We start from the raw sequence: 20,736 nt of genomic DNA on the forward strand, positions 1-20,736 counted from the left end.
CATGACGGATGATCTGCGACCGGCCGGAACACCCACCCTTGAGGACGTGGCGAGGGCGGCCGGTGTCTCCCGCGCCACCGTCTCCCGGGTGATCAACGGCGTACGGAATGTCGACCCGGTGATCCAGGAGGCGGTGCGCCGCGCGGTCGCCTCCACCGGCTACGCGCCCAACCGCGCGGCGCGCTCGCTGGTGACCCGGCGCACCGACGCCATCGCGCTGGTGGTGTCCGGCGCGGGCGTCGAGCCGGAGACGGAGACGGAGGAGGACGCGCCGGCGGACGAGGCGGAGGGGGGCGAGGGGGCGTCGTTCACCGGGCAGGTCTTCGCCGACCCGTTCTTCGGGCGGGTGGTGACCGGAGTCGTCAACTATCTGCGGCCGCGCGGGATGCACCCGGTGCTGATGTTCGCCGAGACGTCACGGGCGCGGGAGGACGTGGTGGCGTTCCTGCGCCAGGGCAGCGCGGACGGTGCGCTGGTCGTCTCGACGCACGCGGAGGACCCGCTGCCGGGCATGCTGACGGACGCGGGGCTGCCCGCCGTGCTGTACGCGCGCCCGGCGCGGGCGGCCCGGATCAGCTATGTCGACGTCGCCCATCAGGACGGCGCGCGGCTGGCCGCCGAGCACCTGCTGGCCCGGGGCTGCCGCCGGATCGCGACCATCACCGGACCGCTCGACGTGCCCGCGGTGCAGGAGCGGCTGGCCGGCTTCCGGGACGCGATGACGCAGAACGGGCACCCCTACATCGCGATCGCCGAGGGGCGGTTCACCCAGGAGAGCGGCGAGACCGCGATGGAGCGGCTGCTCGCCGAGCATCCGGACCTGGACGGGGTGTTCGCGGCCAACGACCTGATGGCCACGGGCGCCTGCCACGTCCTGCGGGAGCGCGGCAAGCGGGTCCCGGAGGACGTCGCGGTGATCGGCTTCGACGACAGCAGCGCGGCCCTGGCCTGCCGCCCGCCGCTGACCACGATCCGCCAGCCGGTGGAGGCGATGGCCGCCGAGATGGCCCGGCTGCTGATCGAGCGGCTGGGCAAGCCGGAGGGCGCCGCGACGTCCGTGATCTTCGAACCGTCGCTGGTGGTGCGGGACTCGGCGTAGGGCCCGCGGTCCGCCGGAGAGCCCCGCTCACCCCGTCCTGGGCCGCTCCCTGCTGCGGACGGCGTCCGCCGGGGTCCGGAGCGCCGCCGGTGCCGTGGGGCCCGGTCGGGTCGCCGGTGCGGGGCGGCTGCCGCCGCGCGCCAGGAAGTCGGCCAGGGGCAGGGTCGCCGCGCCGACCGTGACCGCGTCCGGGCCGAGGCGGCCCATCTCGATGGTGGTCCGGGCCGCGGCGTGCTTCAGCGCGTACTCCTGGGCGTACCGCCGGATGTCGGGCAGCAGACGCGGGCCGATGAGGAGGCCCGCCCAGCCGCCGAGCAGGATGCGCTCGGGCAGGAAGAGGTTGATCAGGTCCCCCAGCGCGGCGCCCAGGCACTCGGCGGTCTCGTCGAGGAGCGCGACCGCGACCGGGTCGGGCTCGACCCCGGGGGGCGGGTAGGCGGCGCCGAGGAGCGCGGCGAGCGCGGTCTCGTCGTCGGCGTCGGCGGGCAGCGGGCCGCCCGCCTCGTGCCAGCGCTCACGCATCGCCTCGGCACCCGCGTACGCCTCCAGGCAGCCGATCGAGCCGCAGCGGCACCGCCGGCCGCGCAGTTGCACGGTGCTGTGGCCCCATTCCAGGGCCTGGCTGCTGCGGTCCTCGTCCAGGAGTCCGCCGTGGTTGACGCAGGCGCCGACGCCGGAACCGATGAGGGCTATCGCGGAGGCTCCCGCGCCCCGCCCGCCGCCGAACCACATCTCGGCCTGGCCGAGTGTCTTGGCGCCGTTGTCGATGAAGAACGGGACCTCGGGCGGCACCCGCACGGCGTTCCGGAGCAGCCGCTCGAAGGGGACGGCGCTCCAGTCGATGGTCTGGCCGTGGACGACGGAGCCCACGTCGCCGACGGCGCCGTCCGGCGCGTGGCGCTCGATGATGCCGGGGACGCCGATCCCGATGCCGAGCAGCCGGTGCGGGTCGGCACCGGCGTCCCGCAGCACGTCGGCGACGCCGCTGCGGACATGGCCGACGATGCGGTCCACGTCGTAGCCGTGCTGGGCGAGCAACCGCTCGGTGCGGGCGAGTTCGGTCAGGGAGAGGTCGAAGAGCTCCACCCTGATCCGGGTCTCACCGATGTCGATACCGATGAGGAGACCGCCGCCGGGGGCGACGCGCAGCAGGGTCCGGGGGCGGCCGCCGTCGGAGTCCACGACCCCGGCCTCCTCCAGGAGGTTCTCCGCGGAGAGCTCAGCGACGACGTTGCTGATGGAACCCGAACTCAGCCCGGTCGCCGGACCGAGCTCCTGGCGGCTCAGCGGGCCGTCGAAATACAACCGTTGCAATACCCGCGACCGGTTGCCCCGTCGCAGGTCACGCACGGTCCGTCTGTTGCGCTCAGCCATGTGGCTCCTTCCCTGGCGGAAACATACCGCGACCCCGGGACTTGACGCGACCTTCTCTCACCTCTTAAATCACGTCATAAATTAAGTCCTGAAGGTCGTTCGGTTCTCGAACACGACCTTCCTCCCCGGAAAGGGGCCATCCCGTATGCGCACCATCAGAGCCGCGGCAGCCGTCACCCTCGCGATCTCCATAGCCGCCGGTGTCACCGGCTGCGGAGGCGGTACGTCCTCGGGCGGCGGCAGCAACGATTCGCCGAAGACCCTCACGTACTGGGCCTCCAACCAGGGACCCAGCATCGAGGCCGACAAGAAGATCCTGACTCCCGAGCTGAAGAAGTTCGAGAAGCAGACCGGCATCAAGGTCAAGCTGGAGGTCGTGCCGTGGGCCGACCTGCTCAACCGGATCCTCGCCGCCACCACGTCCGGTCAGGGCCCGGACGTCCTGAACATCGGCAACACCTGGACGGCCTCGCTCCAGGCGACCGGCGCGCTGCTCCCCTGGAGCAAGGAGAACTTCGACGCGATCGGCGGCCGTGACCGGTTCGTCGACTCGGCGGTCGCCTCGGCCGGTGCGGAGGGCCAGGACCCCGCCGCGGTCCCGCTGTACTCACTCGCGTACGCCCTCTACTACAACAAGAAGAGCTTCGCCGACGCCGGCATCGAGAAGCCCCCGGCCACCTGGGACGAGCTGGTCGCGGACGGCAAGAAGCTCTCCAAGAACGGCAAGTGGGGGCTGGGCGCCGAGGGCTCGAACCTCTCCAACAACATCCACCAGACGTTCGTCCTGGGCCAGCAGCACGGCGCCGACTTCTTCGACGCCGACGGCAAGCCGACCTTCACCTCGGACGGCGCGGTCGCGGCCGTGAAGCAGTACATCGACTTCATGGCCAAGGACAAGATCATCGCCCCGGGCAACGCGGAGTACGCCCAGAACCAGTCCCTGACGGACTTCGCCAAGGGCAAGACAGCGATGGTGCTGTGGCAGGCCGCCGCCTCCACGTTCGCCTCGCAGGGCATGAAGCCCGAGGACTGGGGTGCCGCCCCCGTCCCGGTCCCCTCCGGCACCCCCGGGCAGGGCAAGAACACCAACTCCATGGTCGCCGGCATCAACATGGCGGTGTTCAAGAACACCAAGAACATCGACGGTGCCAAGAAGTTCGTGAAGTTCATGACGAGCGACGCCGAGCAGAAGCTGCTCAACAAGACCTACGGGTCGATCCCGCCGGTCAAGGCCGCCCAGGCGGACGAGGCGTTCTCGGCGCCCGACCTCGCGGTCCTGCGCGACACGCTGGCCAAGAGCGCGGCCCCGCTGCCGCAGGTCCCCAACGAGTCGCAGTTCGAGACCGCCGTCGGCACCGCGGTCAAGGAGCTGTGGGCCGACGCGGCCGCCGGACGCCCCGTGACCACCGAATCCGTCAAGGCGCGCCTGGAAAAGGCCCAGCAGACGATGCAGCAGTAAGGCTCCCTTCATGACCGCCACCGTGACCACCGACAGCCTGACGGAAAAGTCGGACAGGGTGACGAGCCGGGGCAGCGGGGGTGCGCGCAGGAGACTGCCGCGCATCCCCGACCGGATCCGCCAGGGCGGACTGCCCTATCTCCTGCTCCTGCCGGCCGTCCTGCTCGAACTCCTCGTCCATGTGATTCCGATGATCATCGGAATCGTGATGAGCTTCCGCCAGTTCACGCAGTTCTACATCAACAACTGGGGCGGGGCGCCCTGGAGTGGCTTCGACAACTACAAGATCGCCGTCGACGTCAACGCCCCGATCGGCGAGGCACTGCTCCACTCGTTCTTCGTCACCTGCGTCTTCACGTTCTTCGCCGTCGGCCTGGCGTGGCTGTTCGGGGTCGCGGCGGCGATCATGCTGCAGGAGAACTTCCGCGGCAGGGGCTTCCTGCGGGCGATCTTCCTCGTCCCGTACGCCCTGCCGGTCTACGCGGCCGTGATCACTTGGGCCTTCATGTTCCAGCGCGACAACGGCCTGGTCAATCACGTGCTCCACGACCAGCTCGGGATCACCGACCAGCCGTCGTTCTGGCTGATCGGCGACAACAGCATCTACGCCCTGATCATCGTCTCGGTCTGGAAGGGCTGGCCCTTCGCCTTCCTGATCGTGATGGCCGGGCTCCAGAACATCCCGCGCGAGCTGTACGAGGCCGCCTCGATCGACGGCGCCGGCATCTGGCAGCAGATCCGCAAGATCACGCTGCCCTCGCTGCGCCCGGTCAACCAGGTCCTGGTGCTCGTCCTCTTCCTGTGGACGTTCAACGACTTCAACACCCCGTACGTGCTGTTCGGGAAGGCCGCCCCGGAGAACGCGGACCTGATCTCGATCCACATCTACCAGTCCTCGTTCGTCACCTGGAACTTCGGCACCGGCTCCGCGATGTCCGTGCTGCTGCTGCTGTTCCTGCTGGTCGTGACGGCCGTCTACCTGTTCATCACCTCACGCGGAAGGAAGGGCGCCGATGCCTAGCCCTGCCCAGCCGTCCGTGCTGCCGGCGAAGACGACGGGGCGCTCGCGCCCCCGTTCCCCGATGGCCGCGCCGCAGTCCTTCCTCTGGACCCGCCGGATCATCCTGACCTTCCTGACCGGCTTCGTCCTGCTGCCCGTCTACGTGATGATCAGCAGCTCGCTGAAGCCGCTCCAGGACGTGTCGGGGAAGTTCCACTGGATACCGTCGGGGCTGACGGTCAAGCCGTACGTCGACATCTGGGACACCGTCCCGCTGGCCCGGTACTTCGTCAACTCGCTGATCGTGGCGGGCGCGGCGACGGTCCTCTCGGTGATCATCGCGATCTTCTCCGCGTACGCGGTGAGCCGCTACAAGTTCCGCGGCAAGCGCGTGTTCACCGTGACGGTGCTCTCCACCCAGATGTTCCCGGGGATCCTCTTCCTGCTGCCGCTGTTCCTGATCTTCGTGAACATCGGCAACAGCACGGGCGTCGCCCTGTACGGCTCGCGCGGCGGTCTGATCCTCACGTATCTGACCTTCTCGCTGCCGTTCTCCATCTGGATGCTCATCGGCTACTTCGACTCGATCCCCCGGGATCTGGACGAGGCCGCGCTGGTCGACGGCTGCGGCCCGATCCGTGCCCTGTTCCAGGTCGTGGTGCCGGCCGCCGTGCCGGGCATCGTGGCCGTCGCGGTGTACGCGTTCATGACGGCCTGGGGCGAGGTCCTCTTCGCCTCCGTCATGACCAACGACGCCACCCGCACCCTGGCCGTCGGCCTCCAGGGCTACGCCACCCAGAACGACGTGTACTGGAACCAGGTCATGGCCGCCTCGCTCGTCGTCAGCGTGCCGATCGTCGCCGGCTTCCTGCTCCTCCAGCGCTACCTGGTGGCCGGCCTGACCGCGGGAGCCGTCAAGTGACCGCCCCGGTAAGGAAGTCCGTGAACGACCTCAGCGCCCTGCCGGCCAGCTTCACCTGGGGCGTCGCCACCGCCGCGTACCAGATCGAGGGAGCCGTGGCCGAGGACGGCCGCGCCCCCTCCATCTGGGACACCTTCTCGCACACCCCGGGCAAGGTGGCCGGCGGCGACACCGGCGACGTGGCCTGCGACCACTACCACCGGGTCCCGGAGGACATCGGCCTGATCAAGGAGGTGGGGGCGAGCGCTTACCGCTTCTCGCTCGCCTGGCCGCGCATCGTGCCCGGCGGCGACGGACCGGTCAACGCGGCCGGCCTCGACTTCTACGACCGGCTGGTGGACGGGCTCCTGGAGGCCGGGATCACCCCGTTCGCCACGCTCTACCACTGGGACCTGCCGCAGGCGCTCCAGGACCGGGGCGGCTGGACCGTACGGGAGACCGCGGAGCACTTCGCCGCGTACACCTCGGTCGTCGTGGAACGCCTCGGGGACCGGGTCAAGGACTGGGCGACCCTCAACGAGCCGCTGTGCTCGGCGTGGATCGGCCACCTGGAGGGCACGATGGCACCGGGTCTCACCGACCTGACCGCCGCCGTCCGGGCCTCGTACCACCTGCACCTGGGCCACGGCCTCGCGGTCCGGGCGATCCGGGGCATCTCCCCCGACGCCCGGGTCGGCATCGTCAACAACCTCAGCCCCGTCGAGGCGGCCACCGACCGCGAGGCGGACCGGGCGGCGGCGGTGCGCGGTGACGGCCACGTCAACCGCTGGTGGCTCGACCCGATCCTCGGGCGCGGCTACCCGCAGGACATGGTGGACCTGTACGGAGTCGAACTCCCCGTCCAGGAAGGCGACATGGAGCTCATCTCCGCGCCGCTGGACTGGCTGGGCGTCAACTACTACTTCCGCCAGGTCGTCACCGCCGACCCGTCCGGTCCGGTCCCGCACGCCAAGCAGGTGTACCTGCCCGGCTCGCGCCACACCCACATGGACTGGGAGGTGCACGCCCAGGGCCTGGAGCAGCTGCTCCTGCGCCTGACCGAGGAGTACGGCGTCGAGCGCCTCTACGTCACCGAGAACGGCTCGGCCTACCAGGACGTCGTACTCCCCGACGGGTCCGTGCACGACCCCGAGCGCACGCGGTACCTGGAGGAACACCTCGCGGCCTGCGCCCGCGCCGTCCGCAAGGGCGCCCCGCTGGCCGGCTACTTCGCCTGGTCGCTCCTCGACAACTTCGAGTGGGCGTACGGCTACGACAAGCGGTTCGGCCTGGTCCACGTCGACTACGCGACCCAGCGCCGCACGGTCAAAACCAGCGGCCGCCGCTACGCCGAACTGATCCGCGAAGCGGCAACACCCCGCTCCCGCAAGGCCGCCTGACGTCTCATCAGGCACACCGGCAGCCCCCGGCCGCGACGGATCACCGCCGCCGCCGGGGGTTTCGGGGTGCGCGACGGAGCCACCGGGGCGGCAGCCGACCGCTACGCGTACACCGCGCACCGGCCGACGAGCCGCCGGATGCCCCATGCGCTTCGGCCTCGGCGAGGGCTACGCCCCCTCGGTCGCCCGCGCCCAGTTCGACAGCAGGAAGTGCAGCCCCTCCACCGCGCACTCCCATGACTTCTGCACGGGCCGCGGCGCCTCGAAGCCGCCGTCGCCCTCCAGGGCGGTGAAGCCGTGGAAGGTGCTGCGCAGCAGGCGTACCGCGTCCGTGAGGTCGGGTTCGGTCAGGCCGTACGCGCGGAGCATCGCGGAGGTGGTGCGGAGGGTGCGGTGGTACGCGGGTGCCTCGGCGACGATCGCGGGGTCGACGCGGTACTGCGTGGCCGCGTACCGGCCGGGGTGCTCCAGCGCGAAGGTGCGGTAGGCGTCGGCGAAGGCGACCAGCGCGTCCTTCCCGGCCCGGCCGGCCACCGCCGCCTCGATGCGGTCGATGAACTCCTCGGCGGCCAGCAGTGCGACGCGGGTGCGCAGGTCGCCCAGGTTCCTGACGTGGGAGTAGAGGCTCGCGTCCTTGACGCCGAAGCCCCGGGCCAGCGCGGAGATGGTGACCTTGTCAAAGCCGGCCGTGTCCGCCAGATCGGCCGCAGCCGCCACGACCCGTTCGGTCGTGAGCCCCGCGCGCACCATGTCCACCCCTGCCGACGTGTTTCCTAGACCCCTTAGCTTTACGCTCCGCCGAATATACACAGAAGCCCGCGGTGGTCACGGATGTCCGTGACCACCGCGGGCTTCCGTACCGCGCCGACAGCGGGGAGTGGGTCGACACGGTGGCCGGGATCGCCCGGGAGAGCGCTCTCCCAGGGCGTTCCCAGTGTCTCGCCGCTATCGACGGAGTGTCAAGGTTCGGCCCGTGGACACACGGATGCGGGGGCCCGGCCGCGCCGGAGCCCCCGCATCTCACGGATCAGCTGGTGGGGAAGTTGTCCGGGGTGCTGATCCGGGACTTGAGCAGCGCGCCCGACTCGGTGAGGACACCGCTGCTGCTGTAGTCGCCGCCGTCGCAGGTGCCGGGCTTGAAGGCGGCACTGCTCTCATTGGCGTCCGAGTAGGTCCAGTTCGCGTAGCTGATCTTCAGCTGGTCGAGCAGATCCAGCCAGGCGGTCGTGCTCGCCTGGTCCAGCGCGCCGCCGCCGGTGGCGCTCACCGTGCCGAACTCCGTCACGAAGAGCGGGAGTTGCGAAGCGGCCCGGCTCACCGTCGCGCGGTAGTTGTCCTTGTGGCTGGCGGCGTAGAAGTGGAACGCGTACATGATGTTGGTGGCGTTGACGGGGCTGTTGACGACCTCGCTCTCGTTGGAGCCGTCCGAGACACCGAGCGACGACCAGCCGCGCGTGCCGACGATGACGACCGCGTCCGGGTCGGCGGCCCGGATGACCGGGATGACCTGCTCGGCGTAGTTCTTGATGCCCGCCCAGCTCACGCCGTTGGGCTCGTTGGCGATCTCGTAGATGACGTTCTTCTTCGAGGCGTTACGGGCGGCGACGGACGCGAAGAAGGTCTTGGCGCGCTCCAGGTTGTAGTTCGGGTCGCCCGGCGTGAGGGTGTGGAAGTCGATCAGGGCGTACATGCCACGGGCCTCGGCCATGTCGACCAGGCTGTTGACCTTGCTGGTGAAGCCCGCCGGGTCGGTCTCGTAGCCGTCTTCCTGCACATACATGGCGGTGCGCAGCAGGTCCGCCTTCCAGTCGTTCGCCAGCGCGTCCAGCGACGCGTTGTTGTAGCACTGGCTGAACCACTGGAGGCCGTGCGTGCTCATGCCGCGCAGCTGGATCGGACGGTTGTACTGGTTGCACAGGCTCGTGCCGCACACGTGGAGCTGACCGTTGGTCTCCACCGGGGTGCCGCCCCCCGTGGCCGGCGGCGGATCGTCGTCGTCGCCCCCGCCCCCGACGGTTCCCGTGCAGGCGACGCCGTTGAGCGTGAAGCCGGTGGGCGCCGGGTTGGCGCCCGAGAAGGAGCCGACGAAGCCCAGGTCCGCCGTGCCGCCGCTGGCCAGGGAGCCGTTCCAGTCGACGCCGGCCGCGGTGACCGCGGAGCCGGACTGCGACCAGGTGGCGTTCCAGCCCTGGACCACCTTCTGACCCGAGCCCGGCAGGGTGAACTTGAGCTGCCATCCGCTGACGGCGTCGCCGAGGTTGGTGACCTTCACCCCGCCCTGGAAGCCGCCCTCCCACTGGCTGGTGACCGTGTACTCCACCTTGCATCCGGTGGCGGCCGCCGCGGGAGGACCGGCCAGGACCGTCAGACCCGTGGCCGTGGCACCGGCCGCCAGTAGAGCCAAGAAGCGTTTCACAGCATTTCTCCTCGTTCGAAGGGGACCAACTGAGGAACAACTGGATGGGAGCGCTCCCAGAACCCATCGGCCCGAGACCGTACACGCCGAGGTGGCCCGCGCATAGCCATTCGACGCTGTCATGCACAAATAAACTTGGGAGCGCTCCCAAAGCGGCGGCCCGATCGCGCCGTCAATTGATCCGACTCCACCGGCCGCCCACCCTCCTGGCCGTAGGATCGGTGCCTCTTGGGGGTGGTCCATGTTGAACAGGGGTTCCGGCACGCCGACGCTGGAAGAGGTGGCGGCGCTCGCCGGGGTGGGCCGGGGCACGGTCTCCCGAGTGATCAACAACGCCGCGGGCGTCCGGGAGTCCACCCGCCGCGCCGTGCAGCGCGCCATTGACGAACTGGGTTACGTACCCAACCTGGCCGCCCGCTCCCTGGCCGGACAGCGCGCGGGCGCCGTCGCCCTGGTGATGACCAAGACGGACTGGCGGCTGTTCGGGGAGCCGTTCTTCTCGGAGATCGTGCGCGCGGTCGGGGACGCCCTGGACGAGCAGGGCGTGCAGCTGCTGCTCACCCTCGTCCGGACGGACAGCGAACGGCAGCGGCTCCTGGAGTACGTGCGCGGCGGCCGGGTCGACGGGGTGCTGCTCATGTCGGTGAGCGCCGAGGACCGGCTGCCGGACATGCTCGCGGACGCCGGGGTGCCCACGGTGCTGCTCGGCCGGCGCTCGGGCGACGAGCGGGTCACCTATGTGGACGCCGACAACGTTGGCGGCGCGCGGGACGCGGTCGGCCATCTGGTGCGCGGCGGGCGCAGGACCATCGCCGCGATCGCCGGTCCGCCCGAGATGTACGTCGCCCAGTGCCGGCTGCGCGGCTACCGGGAGGCCCTGCGCGAGGCGGGCTGCGCCGAGCCGCCGTCCCTGGTGGCCCAGGGCGACTTCACCGAGGCGAGCGGGCGGCGCGCGATGGCCCGCCTGATCGAGCGGCATCCGGAGGTCGACGCGGTGTTCGCCGCGTCGGACAGCATGGCGGCCGGGGCGCTGGCCGCGCTGCACGCGGCGGGGCGGCGGGTGCCCGAGGACGTGGCGGTGGTCGGCTTCGACGACTTCGAGCTCGCCGAGCAGACCGACCCGCCGCTCACGACGGTCCAGCAGCCGATGGAGGAGATCGGCAGGGCGATGGTGCGGCTGCTGCTGGAGGAGATGAGCCGGCCGAAGGTCGCGTGGCACCACGTGATCCTGCGTACGCGGCTGATGGTGCGTCAATCCGGTTGATCTACACGGTTGTTGGCGGCCGGGGGCGGGATCTCGCGCCGACTGCGACCCGTTTCGGCCGATGCCGTCCGGAGGGTTGTCAGGGACACGACCACTGCCCTAAAGTCCCCTACCAACGAAAGCATGGGAGCGCTCCCACATCTACGCACCCTCCCATTCCCTTCGCACCCGCACCCGCACCCGCACCCGCACCCGCACCCGCAGAAGGAGACACCATGGCACGACGCAGAACACAACTCGCCTCCCTGGCGGCGGTGCTGGCGACACTGCTCGGCGGTATCGCCTTCACCCTGCTGGGCCAGGGCAGCGCGCAGGCCCACGGTGTCACCATGTCACCGGGCTCGCGCACCTACCTCTGCTGGCTGGACGCCAAGACGAGCACCGGTTCGCTGGACCCGACCAACCCCGCGTGCAAGGCCGCGCTCGCGGAGAGCGGCGCGAGCTCCCTGTACAACTGGTTCGCCGTGCTGGACTCCAACGCGGGTGGCCGGGGCGCGGGTTACGTCCCGGACGGCACGCTGTGCAGCGCCGGTGACCGCTCCCCGTACAACTTCACCGGCTACAACGCGGCGCGCGGCGACTGGCCCCGTACGCACCTCACCTCGGGCGCCAAGATCGAGGTGGACCACAGCAACTGGGCCGCGCACCCGGGCGAGTTCAGGGTGTACATGTCCAAGCCCGGGTACTCCCCCACGACCGAACTGGGTTGGGACGACCTCGATCTGATCCAGACCGTGGCCAACCCGCCCCAGGTGGGTTCGCCGGGCACCGACGGCGGTCACTACTACTGGGACCTGACCCTGCCCTCGGGCCGCTCGGGTGACGCGGTCATGTTCATCCAGTGGGTGCGCTCGGACAGCCAGGAGAACTTCTTCTCCTGCTCCGACATCGTCTTCGACGGCGGAAACGGCGAGGTCACCGGCATCCGCGGCTCGGGCAGCACCCCCGACCCGGACCCCACCGACCCGACCCCGGACCCGACCGACCCCACGGACCCGACCGACCCGCACACCGGGTGCATGGCGGTCTACAACGTGACCAACTCCTGGAGCGGCGGCTTCCAGGGCTCCGTCGAGGTCATGAACCACAACACGACGGCGCTCGACGGCTGGGCCGTGCAGTGGAAGCCCGGCACCGGCACCACGGTCAGCAGCGTGTGGAGCGGGGTGCTGAGCACCGGGTCCGACGGCACGCTGACGGTGAAGAACGCCGACTACAACCGGTCGATCCCGCCGGACGGCAGCGTCACATTCGGCTTCACGGCCACCTCGACGGGCAATGACTTCCCCGTCGGCTCGATCGGCTGCGTCAGCCCGTAACCCCTGACGCGGACGGCGGCGGTTCCCGGCGACTCGGGAGCCGCCGCCTTCTTGTGGCGGCCTTGACCCGCGACCGCCCACCGCTTGCCTCCGGGCCCCGATTGGACGGGTACGGTGGACTCTGTCCGATCATGTTCCGCCGGACGGGTACGGAGGCTGCGTGGCACTCGACATCAACGAACCGTTCGGTCAGAACTGGACGCACGCGGCGCAGTTCGGCATCGCGTTCGTCCTGTCGTGCGCGATCGGGATCGAGCGTGAGATCCGCCAGAAGGCGACCGGGCTGCGCACGTACACGATCGTCGGGCTCGGGGCCGCGCTCTTCACGCTGGTCAGCAAGTTCGGCTTCTCCGACGTCGTGGTGACCGGCCAGGTGGAGCTGGACCCCTCGCGGGTCGCGGCCCAGATCGTGTCCGGGCTCGGCTTCATCGGCGGCGGCGTCATCTTCGTCCACCGGGGCTCGGTGCGGGGCCTCACCACGGCGGCCTCCATCTGGCTCACCGCCGCCGTGGGCTGCGCGGCCGGCGCCGGGCTGCCCGTGCTCGCGACGCTGGCCACGCTCGCGTACTTCCTGGTGTCGTACGGGGTACGCCCCCTCGCCCACCGGCTCCCCACCCTGCGCAACGCGTCGATCGGCTATCGCATCACGTACACCGAGGGCGTCGGGGCGCTGCGGGAGCTGGTCAACCACTGTACGGAGACCGGGTTCGCCGTGTCCGAGCTGACCACGCTCTCCGGCGCGGGCCGCTTCCGGCGGCGGCGCGCGCAACCGGACGCCGAGGGGACCGTGGAGATCGCGCTGAGCGTGCAGGGGCGGGGCGACCCCGATGCGCTGACGGCACGGCTGGCGGGCACGGCCGGGGTCCTGGCGTGCAGCCGGAGCGACCTCAACGACGAGTGAGCCCCCGTCCCGCGCACCGGGGTGCTCGTATGCTCGGCTGCCATGACGAGCCGTGCCGCCCTCCCGCCGGAGCCCTCCGTCGCGCTGCGCGAGGTCCTCGCCTTCGATGACGGGGGAAGCCTACGCCTGCTGCTCGCCCCGTCCGGCCATGACGTCGGGGTGCGCGGGGTGGCCGTGGGCGACGAGGGCCCGGCCCGGTCGCTGGACGGCTGCCTGGTCCTGGTCACCGGGGCGCCCGCCTCGTCCCCCGAAGCCGCCGCCCCGGTCCGCGAGGCCGCGCGCCGGGGCGCGTCCGGCGTCGTGCTGCGCGCCGTGGAGGGGGTGGCCGCCGCGCCGCAGGTGCTCGCCGCTGCCGAGGAGACGGGCGTGGCCCTGCTCACCCGCGCGGAGTGGGCCGACTGGACGGACGCCGCCGCGCTGCTGCGTTCCGCGCTGGCCTGCGCCCGGACGGGCGCGGACGACAGGGCCGCCGGCCGGCCGGCGCCCGGGGGCCCGGAGAGCCTGAGCGCACTCGCGGCGGCCGTCGCCGAGTACACCGGCGGGTCGATCACCATCGAGGACACGCGCCTGCGGGTCCTGGCCCACTCCGCCACCGGTCCCGAGGCCGATGTGCTGCGCCGCTCCACCATCCTGGGCGGCCGTGTCCCCGAGTGGCGGGTCGCGGAGCTGCGGCGCAGCGGGCTGCTGCGGACGCTGTGGACGTCCCGGGACGTGATCCATCGCGCGGCCGACGCCGAGGGACCGGAGCGCCTGATCATCGCGGTCCGCAGCGGCCCGGAGGTGCTCGGCTCGATCTGGGTGGCCGGCGACGGGCGGCCGCTGCGCCCTGACGCGCCGGACGCGCTGCGCCGGGCCGCCGAGGTCGCCGCTCCCCTGCTGGTGCGGCACCGGCTACGCGAGAGCGGCGCCGCCCGCCGCAGCGAACTCGCGCTGCGCGGACTGCTGTACGGGGACGGGGACGCCCGTACGCACGCCTGGTCGCTCGGTCTCTCCCCCGACGCCGCCTGCGCGGTCGTGGTCGCCGAACCCCTGGCCGCCGCGCCCGCCCCGGGCGACCGCACGCTCGACGTGGCCGCGCTCCAGGCGGCGACGTACCGCCCGTCCGTGCGCGTGCTGCGCGACGGCGACCGGCTGCTGGTGCTGCTGCCCGTGGACGCCGGGCCGGACCGGGGCGCGGCGGCGCTGGCCCGGGAGCTGGCGGGCCAGGCGCAGGACGCCGGGGTGCTGGCAGGGGCCGGGCCGGTGGCGGCCGGGGCGGCCGGGGTGCGGGAGTCGTGCGAGGAGGCCCTGCTCGTCGTAAGGGTGCTGCACGAGCGGGCGGCGGCGGGGGGCGGCCGACGGTCGGCGGACGCGGCGGGCTTGGGCCCCTCGCTGGACATCGCCCGCGTTCTGGACGCCGCCCGGCCGGTCTGGGAGGCGGGGCGGGGGCCGGTGCACGACCTGGTCCGGACGGATCTGGCGGCGGGCGGTGAGCTGGTCCGCTCGCTGGCCGCCTATCTCGACGCCTCGGGCGACGTGGCGCGGGCCGCGGAGCGCCTGATCGTCCACCCGAACACGCTGCGCTACCGGCTGCGGCGCGCCCGGGAGCGGTTCGGGGTGGACCTGGAGGACCCCGACACCCGGCTGCTGGTCACGCTCGCCGTCCGGCTCAGCGGGTAGGTTGCGGTCTGTTCGTACGGCTGTGGCTCCTCACGAGGCTCACCATTGGCCGACCGGACAAGGAACCGCACCGTTCTTGGCCGCCCGGACAGAGACCTGGGGGCACTCATCGCCGACTCTGGCTCCATGAGCCTTTCTTCGCCCTCCTCCGCCCTCTCCCCCTCGGCCCCGGCGGGCTCCGCGCGTGTCGCGGCGGTCGTCCGCCACGCCGTGGCCGCCGGTCTGCTCGGCGAGGCGAGCCCGGTCGCCGGTTTCATCGACACGGACGGCGTGCGCGCGTCGGTCGCCGCCCTGCACGAGGCGTTCCCCGGGGTGCCCGCCGTGCTGCACACCTTCGCCGCGAAGGCGTCCTCGCTGGTCCCCGTGCTGCGGCTGCTCGCCCGGTGCGGGATGGGCTGCGAGGTCGCGAGCCCGGGTGAGCTGCGGCTCGCGCTGGACGCCGGGTTCGCGCCGTCCAGGATCGTGCTGGACTCCCCCGCCAAGACCCGGGACGAGATCCGCCGCGCCCTGGCCGTGGGCGTGGCGATCAACGCGGACAACCTGGACGAGGTGGACCGGATCGCCTCGCTGCGCCCGGCGGACGCGGTGTCCGCCATCGGCCTCCGGGTCAACCCGCAGGTCGGCGGTGGCTCGATCGGCGCGATGAGCACGGCCACGGCGACCTCGAAGTTCGGCGTGGCGCTGCGCGACCCCGGCGCGCGCGAGCGGGTCGTGAAGGCGTTCGCCGCGCACCCGTGGCTGACCCGGCTGCACGCCCATGTCGGCTCGCAGGGCTGCCCCCTTGAGCTGATCGCGGCCGGGATCGCCGAGACGTACCGGCTGGCCGAGGAGATCAACGAGACGCTGGGCCGCCGGCAGGTCACCGGGCTCGACATCGGCGGCGGCCTCCCGGTCAACTTCTCCGACGACGAGGTGCGCCCCACCTTCGCGGAGTACGCGGCGGCGCTGCGGGCGGCCGTCCCGGGGCTCTTCGACGGGCGGTACGAGCTGGTCACCGAGTTCGGGCGGTCCCTGCTCGCGAAGAACGGCTTCATCGGCGCGCTGGTCGAGTACACGAAGGACGCGGGCGGCCGCCGTATCGCACTGACCCACGCGGGGGCGCAGACCGCCACCCGTACCGTCTTCATGCCGGACGCCTGGCCGCTGCGGGTCGGCGCCTTCGACGCCGAAGGGCGGCCCAAGGACGGGCCCATGGTGGTCCAGGACATCGCGGGGCCGTGCTGCTTCGCCGGGGACGTCGTCGCGCACGCCCGGGAACTGCCCGAACTGCGGGCGGGTGACTTCGTGGTGCTGTACGACACGGGGGCCTACTACTTCTCCACCCCGTGGTCGTACAACAGCCTGCCGCGCCCGGCGGTGTACGGATTCGACCTCGCCGGTACGAACGGCCGCGAGGACCCCGTGGTCCGGTTCGCGCCGGTACGCGACGCGCAGTCGCTGGACTCGGTGTCCGCCGAGAGCGGCCTGGCGCACGCCGACGCGTTGCTCGACCTGGGGAACTGAGCGGCAGGTGCGCGCGCTGCCACGGCCTCGCGCATGGCCCGCCCAATTTAGTAGCCATGGACATAGTAGCCATGTACGGTATTCGTCATGAGCAACGCGATCGAGGGTGCGACCCCGGGTTTCCTGGTCTGGCGCCTGTCCATGAAGTGGCGGGTGGCCATCGACCGGTCACTGACACCGCTCGGCCTGACACACGCGCAGTATTCGCTGGTCGCCTCCCTGCAGGGCATGGAGCATGCGGGGCTGCGGCCGAGTCAGCGCGCACTGGCGGACCACACCGGACTCGAAGCGCTCTACGTCTCGAAGCTGGCCCGCGCCCTGGAGACGGCGGGCCTGGTCGAACGGACCACCGACCCCGCGGACAGCAGAGCCGTCCGGCTCTCGCTGACCGAGGAGGGCCGCGCGACGACGGCGCGCGCGGTCGCGGTGGTGCGGGAGCTCGTCAACGGGCTGCTCGCACCCCTCGGCGGTCTCGACGGCCAGGACACCGAGGCGTTCACCGAGGCACTGACGGCCCTGCTCGACGTGCCGGTCCCCCCAGTCACCGCTTTCCGCGAGGAGTCATCATGACCGCCGCACCTACCGCGCGCCCCGTGGACGGCCAGGTCATCGGCATGGCCCACTACGCCGCCCGCGCGCTCGCCGAACGGCTCCTGCCCCAGGGCGCCACCTTCCACCAGGCCCTGGCGCTCAACGCCGCCGAGGCCGCGGGCGGCACCGTCGAGCGCCGCGCCCTGATCGAGCGCCTGACCGGCGCCGTGAAGCTCGGCGTACCGGCGGCGGAGGCCACCGTCGCCGAGCTGACGTCCGCCGGTCTGGTGGAGGAGCGGCCCGGTGACCTGCTCGCGCTCACCCCGGCGGGCGACGCGCTGGTCCAGTCGTACAAGGCGGGTGTCGCCGACATCGCGGCCAGGCTCTACGGGGACCTTCCGGCCGAGGACCTGGCCGCGGCGGGCCGGGTGCTGACCGAGGTCACCGCCCGGGCCGACGCGATGCTGGCCGCGGGCTGAGGGCGTGCCGCGTTCCGGGCCGCCGGCCCCGGGAGCCGGTCCGTCCGGTCAGACCGGTGACGGCTCGGGCTCGGGCGGCGGCACCGGGTCGGGGTCCGGCGACGGCGGCTGCGGGATCGGGTCGGGCGCGGGCCCCGGCGGAGTGGGCGTCGGGCCCGGGGGTGTGGGCACGGGCGGGGTCGGCGCGGGCGGCGTCGGCTCCGGCAGCGGACCCGGGGTCGGCGCCGGAGGGACGGGGTCGGGGAACGGATGAGTCATCTCGGGCCTCCGAACGATCGGGGGTGGACCTCTTCCACCGTCTCCCGGAGCGGCTGCCCGCGCCCGGCGAGCCCATACATACGGATGCGGAACACTGCCGCGTACGGACGACGCAAGGGACGACCCGCGCGACCCCGCCGGGTCACCGCCCAGCGGCCTCCACGGCGGCGGCCAGGCCGGGGCGCGGGCTGGACAGGACCGGGATCCCGGTGGTCGTACGCTCGGCCGCGCCGGCCATGGAGCCCTGGGCGAGCACGATGACATCCGCGTCGCGCACCGCGTCGGCCGAGGCCGCCACCAGGTCGAGGAAGCCGTCGTTGTCCCCCGCCGTGAAGCGGTCCCAGGCACCGTCCACCAGCACGGTGCGCATGTCCGCCCCCGGCAGCCCGGCGCCGGCCGCCTCCTCGGTGAGCAGCGCGCGGGTCGGCTCCAGGGTGGAGGCGAGGGCGGCGAGGACGGTGACCCGGCCCACGCGGACGGCCGCCGCCGCCATGGGCCGGTCGACGCGCAGGACCGGGACGCCGACCGCGACCCCCGCGGCCTCCGCCACGGCCCCGATGGTGGAGCAGGTGCAGAGCACGGCGTCCGCGCCTTCGGCCACCAGGTCCGCGACGACCGCCTCCACCTCGTCGGCCACCGCTTCGGGCCCCAGCGCCGCCGCCGTGGTCAGCAGCTCCTCCCGTACGACGTGGCGCAGGGCGGTTCCCGGGTGGTCGGCATCGCGCAGGGCGTCGAAGACCGGGACGTGGACGGGTGAGGTGTGCAGCAGCGCGAGCGTCATGGCCGGGCCGCTCCTTCCGGCTCAGTACAGCTCGGGGTGCGAGGCGAGCTGCGTCTTCGCGCGCTCCACCAGCCCTTCGGGCGCCTCGGGGGCCTCGTCGGGATGGCGCGAGGCCCACTTGGCGGCGTACGGGCACAGCGGCACGACCGGGACGCCCTCGCGGCCCGCCATGGCGTAGAACTCCCTGACCAGGGCGCCGCCGATGCCCTTGCCCTCGTGTCCGGAACCGACGACCGTGTGGACGGCGACGAGCCCGGCGGGCTCGCCGTCCATCACGAAGTACGCGATGACGCCGACGGCCTCGCCGCCCTCGTACGCGGACAGCTTGCCGGCCGCCCGATCGTCACGGATCTCGGGCCCGGTCTGCTCTGCCATGGCGCTGTGCCCCTCGTTCGGAGAGCCGCCTCAGCGCGCCGCGGGCACCGCGTGCGGGCTGCGCTCGGTGTCACTGCCCGGCACGGGCGCGGAGGCGTCGGCACCGAGTGCGACGATGCGGTTGTCCGCGTCGACGTGCACGATACGCGGCACGAGGGCACGCGCCTCGGCATCCTCGACCTGGGCGTAGCTGATGAGGATGACCAGATCACCCGGGTGCACCAGATGGGCGGCGGCCCCGTTGATCCCGATCACCCCGGAACCGCGCTCGCCCTCGATGACGTACGTCTCCAGCCGCGCGCCGTTGTCGATGTCCACGATGTGCACCAGCTCACCGGGCAGCAGATCCGCAGCCTCCATGAGCTCGGCATCGACCGTGACGGAACCCACGTAGTGCAGGTCGGCCTGGGTCACGGTGGCACGGTGAATCTTGGACTTGAACATCGTTCGCATCATCGAGGTACTCCTGGGCTTAGGCTCCCTGCCTGCGTTTTTGCAGGTCAAGGGCTGGTTGGCCACTCTACAACGAGTCGCATGTCCGGGCAGCATTCCTCAGGTTTTCCAGGACTCATGCTGACCACTTGCTGACTTTCCTGACGCCTCACCAGGCGACGTCCGGGGTGCCTCGCACGCTCCCCCGCCCCCATCTCGACGCCCACGCAATCTTACGTAGCACCCGGCCGGGATCCCTCGTGATCGCCGTCACACCACGAGCACCCAAGCGCCTGATGCCCACGACCCCATCTCCTGAGGAGACCATCGCGGTCGCGCGGTTCCGTCAGCAGCGAATTCCGGTGCCGCAAAGTCGACTGCTCTCGCGATCATCACCTGTGGCTCGCCCAGTGCGCCTCCGCAACAGAGCACATCTCCAAGCCAGAAGGAGCCTTCTCCCCCATGAATCCGCAGCCACACGCATCCGAAAAGGGTCGGGCCGGATGCTCGCGTTGGCGGCCGGCACCATCGCCTCGATGGCCATCATGCTCGTCCGACCCTGTGGCGGAGCCTGAGTGGGCGGTTCGCGGGTTCATGTCCGTTTCGGGTTACGGCTTGCATGAAACGTGACGGTCGCGAGGCTACCGGCCGGTGGAGGGCTCGTTCTTGGTGCGAACGGACCTCTGCCGCCTTCCGGACGCGTAGTCATTGGACGTAGGGTGCACGTTATGGAATCGAACGTACTTGTCGTTGCCGATGTGACATGCAATCCCGAGGACGTTGTTGAGTTCAGCCAGGTCCTACACGAATTCGCTGCCGCGTGTCGCGAGGAGCCGGGTTGCCTCTCTTATGACGTGTTCCGTTCTGAGGACACGCCCGAGCGGTACGTGAGCATCGAGAAGTACGTCGACCCCGCCGCATTCGCGGCTCACCGCGACTCCGACCACTTCCGCGAGATCGGCCTTACTCGTCTGATGCCCCTGGCGACTGCGCGCGACGTGCGGATGTACGACCAGCCTCGCGAGGTCTCGCCTGCGGGACGTTAATGGGCGGTGGGTGAGTTGACGTCCGTTTCGTGCCTTCGGTAGGGGTGATCCTGCAGGTTGAGGACGCGTTGGGCCGGCTCAGGGTCGTGGCTGGGTGAACAGTCCTTGCTCGGGCTCGCTCAAGATTCCTCGTCCGGCCAGTCGTTTGAGCTTGAGACGGGCCCCGGCGCGACGGCCCTCGGCCGACGGCTGTACGACGATGGCATCGGCCTGTTCGCACACGTCCAGGCACGCGGAGACGCGCACCGGGACGGCCGAGCGCAGGCGCGCGGTCTGGGCCGCATGGTCGCCGGGCACCTTGACCGTGCCGCAGCAGCAGTCCCGGCACACCGTCACCCTGCTGGGCGCGGAAGCCGTTGCGGTAAGGCCAGTTGTTTCCGGCATGGCGCCGTCCGCCTCCGCCTCCCACCGGGGAGGTCCGCCCCGGACATCGTGGAGGTGGCGACGGTGTGAGTGTCTGGCTCCCGGGTCGTGCCCGGTCACAGTGGCGGGACCGCGCCGGATTCACACCGGCTTCCTCAGCTCCCGTCGCCCGATTC

General features: G+C 71.6%; 20 protein-coding genes and 1 riboswitch. Of the genes, 13 read left to right on the top strand and 7 right to left on the bottom strand.

Annotated features, from left to right (window positions below):
• Position 1: 1 nt before the first annotated feature.
• Positions 2-1,099 carry a LacI family DNA-binding transcriptional regulator gene (locus OG867_RS01105; protein ID WP_406281657.1) on the top strand — a complete coding sequence of 366 codons (1,098 nt, stop codon included), beginning with the start codon at positions 2-4 and terminating at the stop codon, positions 1,097-1,099.
• Between the two features lie 27 nt (positions 1,100-1,126).
• On the opposite strand, the gene OG867_RS01110 is transcribed toward OG867_RS01105, so the two are convergent.
• Positions 1,127-2,473: an ROK family protein gene (locus OG867_RS01110; protein WP_406281660.1), complete on the bottom strand. Its 1,347-nt coding sequence runs from the start codon at positions 2,471-2,473 to the stop codon at positions 1,127-1,129.
• A gap of 145 nt (positions 2,474-2,618) precedes the next feature.
• Here OG867_RS01110 and OG867_RS01115 point away from each other — a divergent pair, with 145 nt between their 5' ends.
• From OG867_RS01115 to OG867_RS01130, 4 genes are read left to right on the top strand one after another with little or no spacing between them, the layout of a single operon-like run.
• Positions 2,619-3,932 carry an ABC transporter substrate-binding protein gene (locus OG867_RS01115; protein WP_406281663.1) on the top strand — a complete coding sequence of 438 codons (1,314 nt, stop codon included), beginning with the start codon at positions 2,619-2,621 and terminating at the stop codon, positions 3,930-3,932.
• A gap of 10 nt (positions 3,933-3,942) precedes the next feature.
• On the top strand, positions 3,943-4,953 hold the full coding sequence (locus OG867_RS01120; protein ID WP_018099970.1) for a carbohydrate ABC transporter permease: 1,011 nt from the start codon (positions 3,943-3,945) through the stop codon (positions 4,951-4,953).
• Complete coding sequence (locus OG867_RS01125; protein WP_406281668.1) at positions 4,946-5,854, top strand: carbohydrate ABC transporter permease; 909 nt, start codon at positions 4,946-4,948, stop codon at positions 5,852-5,854. Before OG867_RS01120 ends, OG867_RS01125 begins: the two co-directional genes overlap by 8 nt.
• Positions 5,855-5,874: 20 nt before the next feature.
• Entirely contained in the window at positions 5,875-7,233 is a 1,359-nt protein-coding gene (locus tag OG867_RS01130; protein WP_406281671.1) for a GH1 family beta-glucosidase, read from the top strand.
• A 168-nt stretch (positions 7,234-7,401) separates the two neighbouring features.
• On the opposite strand, the gene OG867_RS01135 is transcribed toward OG867_RS01130, so the two are convergent.
• Positions 7,402-7,983, bottom strand: coding sequence for a TetR-like C-terminal domain-containing protein (locus OG867_RS01135; protein WP_328903782.1), 582 nt, complete (start codon positions 7,981-7,983; stop codon positions 7,402-7,404).
• Positions 7,984-8,260: 277 nt separating this feature from the next.
• Positions 8,261-9,649, bottom strand: coding sequence for a cellulase family glycosylhydrolase (locus OG867_RS01140; protein WP_406281675.1), 1,389 nt, complete (start codon positions 9,647-9,649; stop codon positions 8,261-8,263).
• 241 nt (positions 9,650-9,890) lie between these two features.
• Between OG867_RS01140 and OG867_RS01145 the strand changes: the two genes are divergently transcribed.
• The 7 genes from OG867_RS01145 (at position 9,891) to OG867_RS01175 (ending at position 17,305) form a co-directional block, all read left to right on the top strand.
• Positions 9,891-10,913 (top strand): LacI family DNA-binding transcriptional regulator, encoded by a 1,023-nt coding sequence (locus tag OG867_RS01145; protein WP_328903780.1) that lies wholly within the window; start codon positions 9,891-9,893, stop codon positions 10,911-10,913.
• Positions 10,914-11,128: 215 nt separating this feature from the next.
• Positions 11,129-12,232, top strand: coding sequence for a lytic polysaccharide monooxygenase (locus OG867_RS01150; RefSeq protein WP_328903779.1), 1,104 nt, complete (start codon positions 11,129-11,131; stop codon positions 12,230-12,232).
• 160 nt (positions 12,233-12,392) lie between these two features.
• Positions 12,393-13,133, top strand: a complete 741-nt coding sequence (locus OG867_RS01155) for an MgtC/SapB family protein (protein WP_406281679.1) — start codon at positions 12,393-12,395, stop codon at positions 13,131-13,133.
• A 42-nt stretch (positions 13,134-13,175) separates the two neighbouring features.
• Entirely contained in the window at positions 13,176-14,792 is a 1,617-nt protein-coding gene (locus OG867_RS01160) for a helix-turn-helix domain-containing protein (RefSeq protein WP_328903777.1), read from the top strand.
• A 126-nt stretch (positions 14,793-14,918) separates the two neighbouring features.
• Positions 14,919-16,295: a diaminopimelate decarboxylase gene (locus OG867_RS01165; protein ID WP_406281682.1), complete on the top strand. Its 1,377-nt coding sequence runs from the start codon at positions 14,919-14,921 to the stop codon at positions 16,293-16,295.
• Between the two features lie 87 nt (positions 16,296-16,382).
• Positions 16,383-16,865, top strand: a complete 483-nt coding sequence (locus tag OG867_RS01170) for a MarR family winged helix-turn-helix transcriptional regulator (RefSeq protein WP_406281685.1) — start codon at positions 16,383-16,385, stop codon at positions 16,863-16,865.
• A complete protein-coding gene (locus tag OG867_RS01175; RefSeq protein WP_406281688.1) occupies positions 16,862-17,305 on the top strand; it encodes a hypothetical protein in 444 nt (147 codons plus the stop codon). The genes OG867_RS01170 and OG867_RS01175 overlap by 4 nt, the downstream gene beginning before the upstream one ends.
• Positions 17,306-17,705: 400 nt before the next feature.
• Here OG867_RS01175 and OG867_RS01180 read toward each other — a convergent pair whose 3' ends face one another.
• The 3 genes from OG867_RS01180 to panD are packed head-to-tail and all read right to left on the bottom strand — an operon-like array spanning position 17,706 to position 19,175.
• A complete protein-coding gene (locus OG867_RS01180; protein ID WP_406281691.1) occupies positions 17,706-18,344 on the bottom strand; it encodes an aspartate/glutamate racemase family protein in 639 nt (212 codons plus the stop codon).
• A 21-nt stretch (positions 18,345-18,365) separates the two neighbouring features.
• On the bottom strand, positions 18,366-18,719 hold the full coding sequence (locus OG867_RS01185) for a GNAT family N-acetyltransferase (protein WP_406281694.1): 354 nt from the start codon (positions 18,717-18,719) through the stop codon (positions 18,366-18,368).
• Positions 18,720-18,749: 30 nt separating this feature from the next.
• The gene (gene panD / locus OG867_RS01190; RefSeq protein WP_164398211.1) at positions 18,750-19,175 is read right to left on the bottom strand and encodes an aspartate 1-decarboxylase; all 426 of its coding nucleotides are present in this window, start codon (positions 19,173-19,175) and stop codon (positions 18,750-18,752) included.
• A 704-nt stretch (positions 19,176-19,879) separates the two neighbouring features.
• Between panD and OG867_RS01195 the strand changes: the two genes are divergently transcribed.
• A complete protein-coding gene (locus OG867_RS01195) occupies positions 19,880-20,197 on the top strand; it encodes a putative quinol monooxygenase (protein ID WP_406281698.1) in 318 nt (105 codons plus the stop codon).
• A 78-nt stretch (positions 20,198-20,275) separates the two neighbouring features.
• Here the strand turns inward: OG867_RS01195 and OG867_RS01200 are convergent, their stop codons facing one another.
• Positions 20,276-20,581, bottom strand: coding sequence for a hypothetical protein (locus OG867_RS01200; protein WP_406281701.1), 306 nt, complete (start codon positions 20,579-20,581; stop codon positions 20,276-20,278).
• A gap of 67 nt (positions 20,582-20,648) precedes the next feature.
• Positions 20,649-20,717: riboswitch (cobalamin riboswitch) on the bottom strand.
• Between the last annotated feature and the right edge of the window lie 19 nt (positions 20,718-20,736).

The organism is Streptomyces sp. NBC_00209 (assembly GCF_045206345.1).
Taxonomy (GTDB): domain Bacteria; phylum Actinomycetota; class Actinomycetes; order Streptomycetales; family Streptomycetaceae; genus Streptomyces.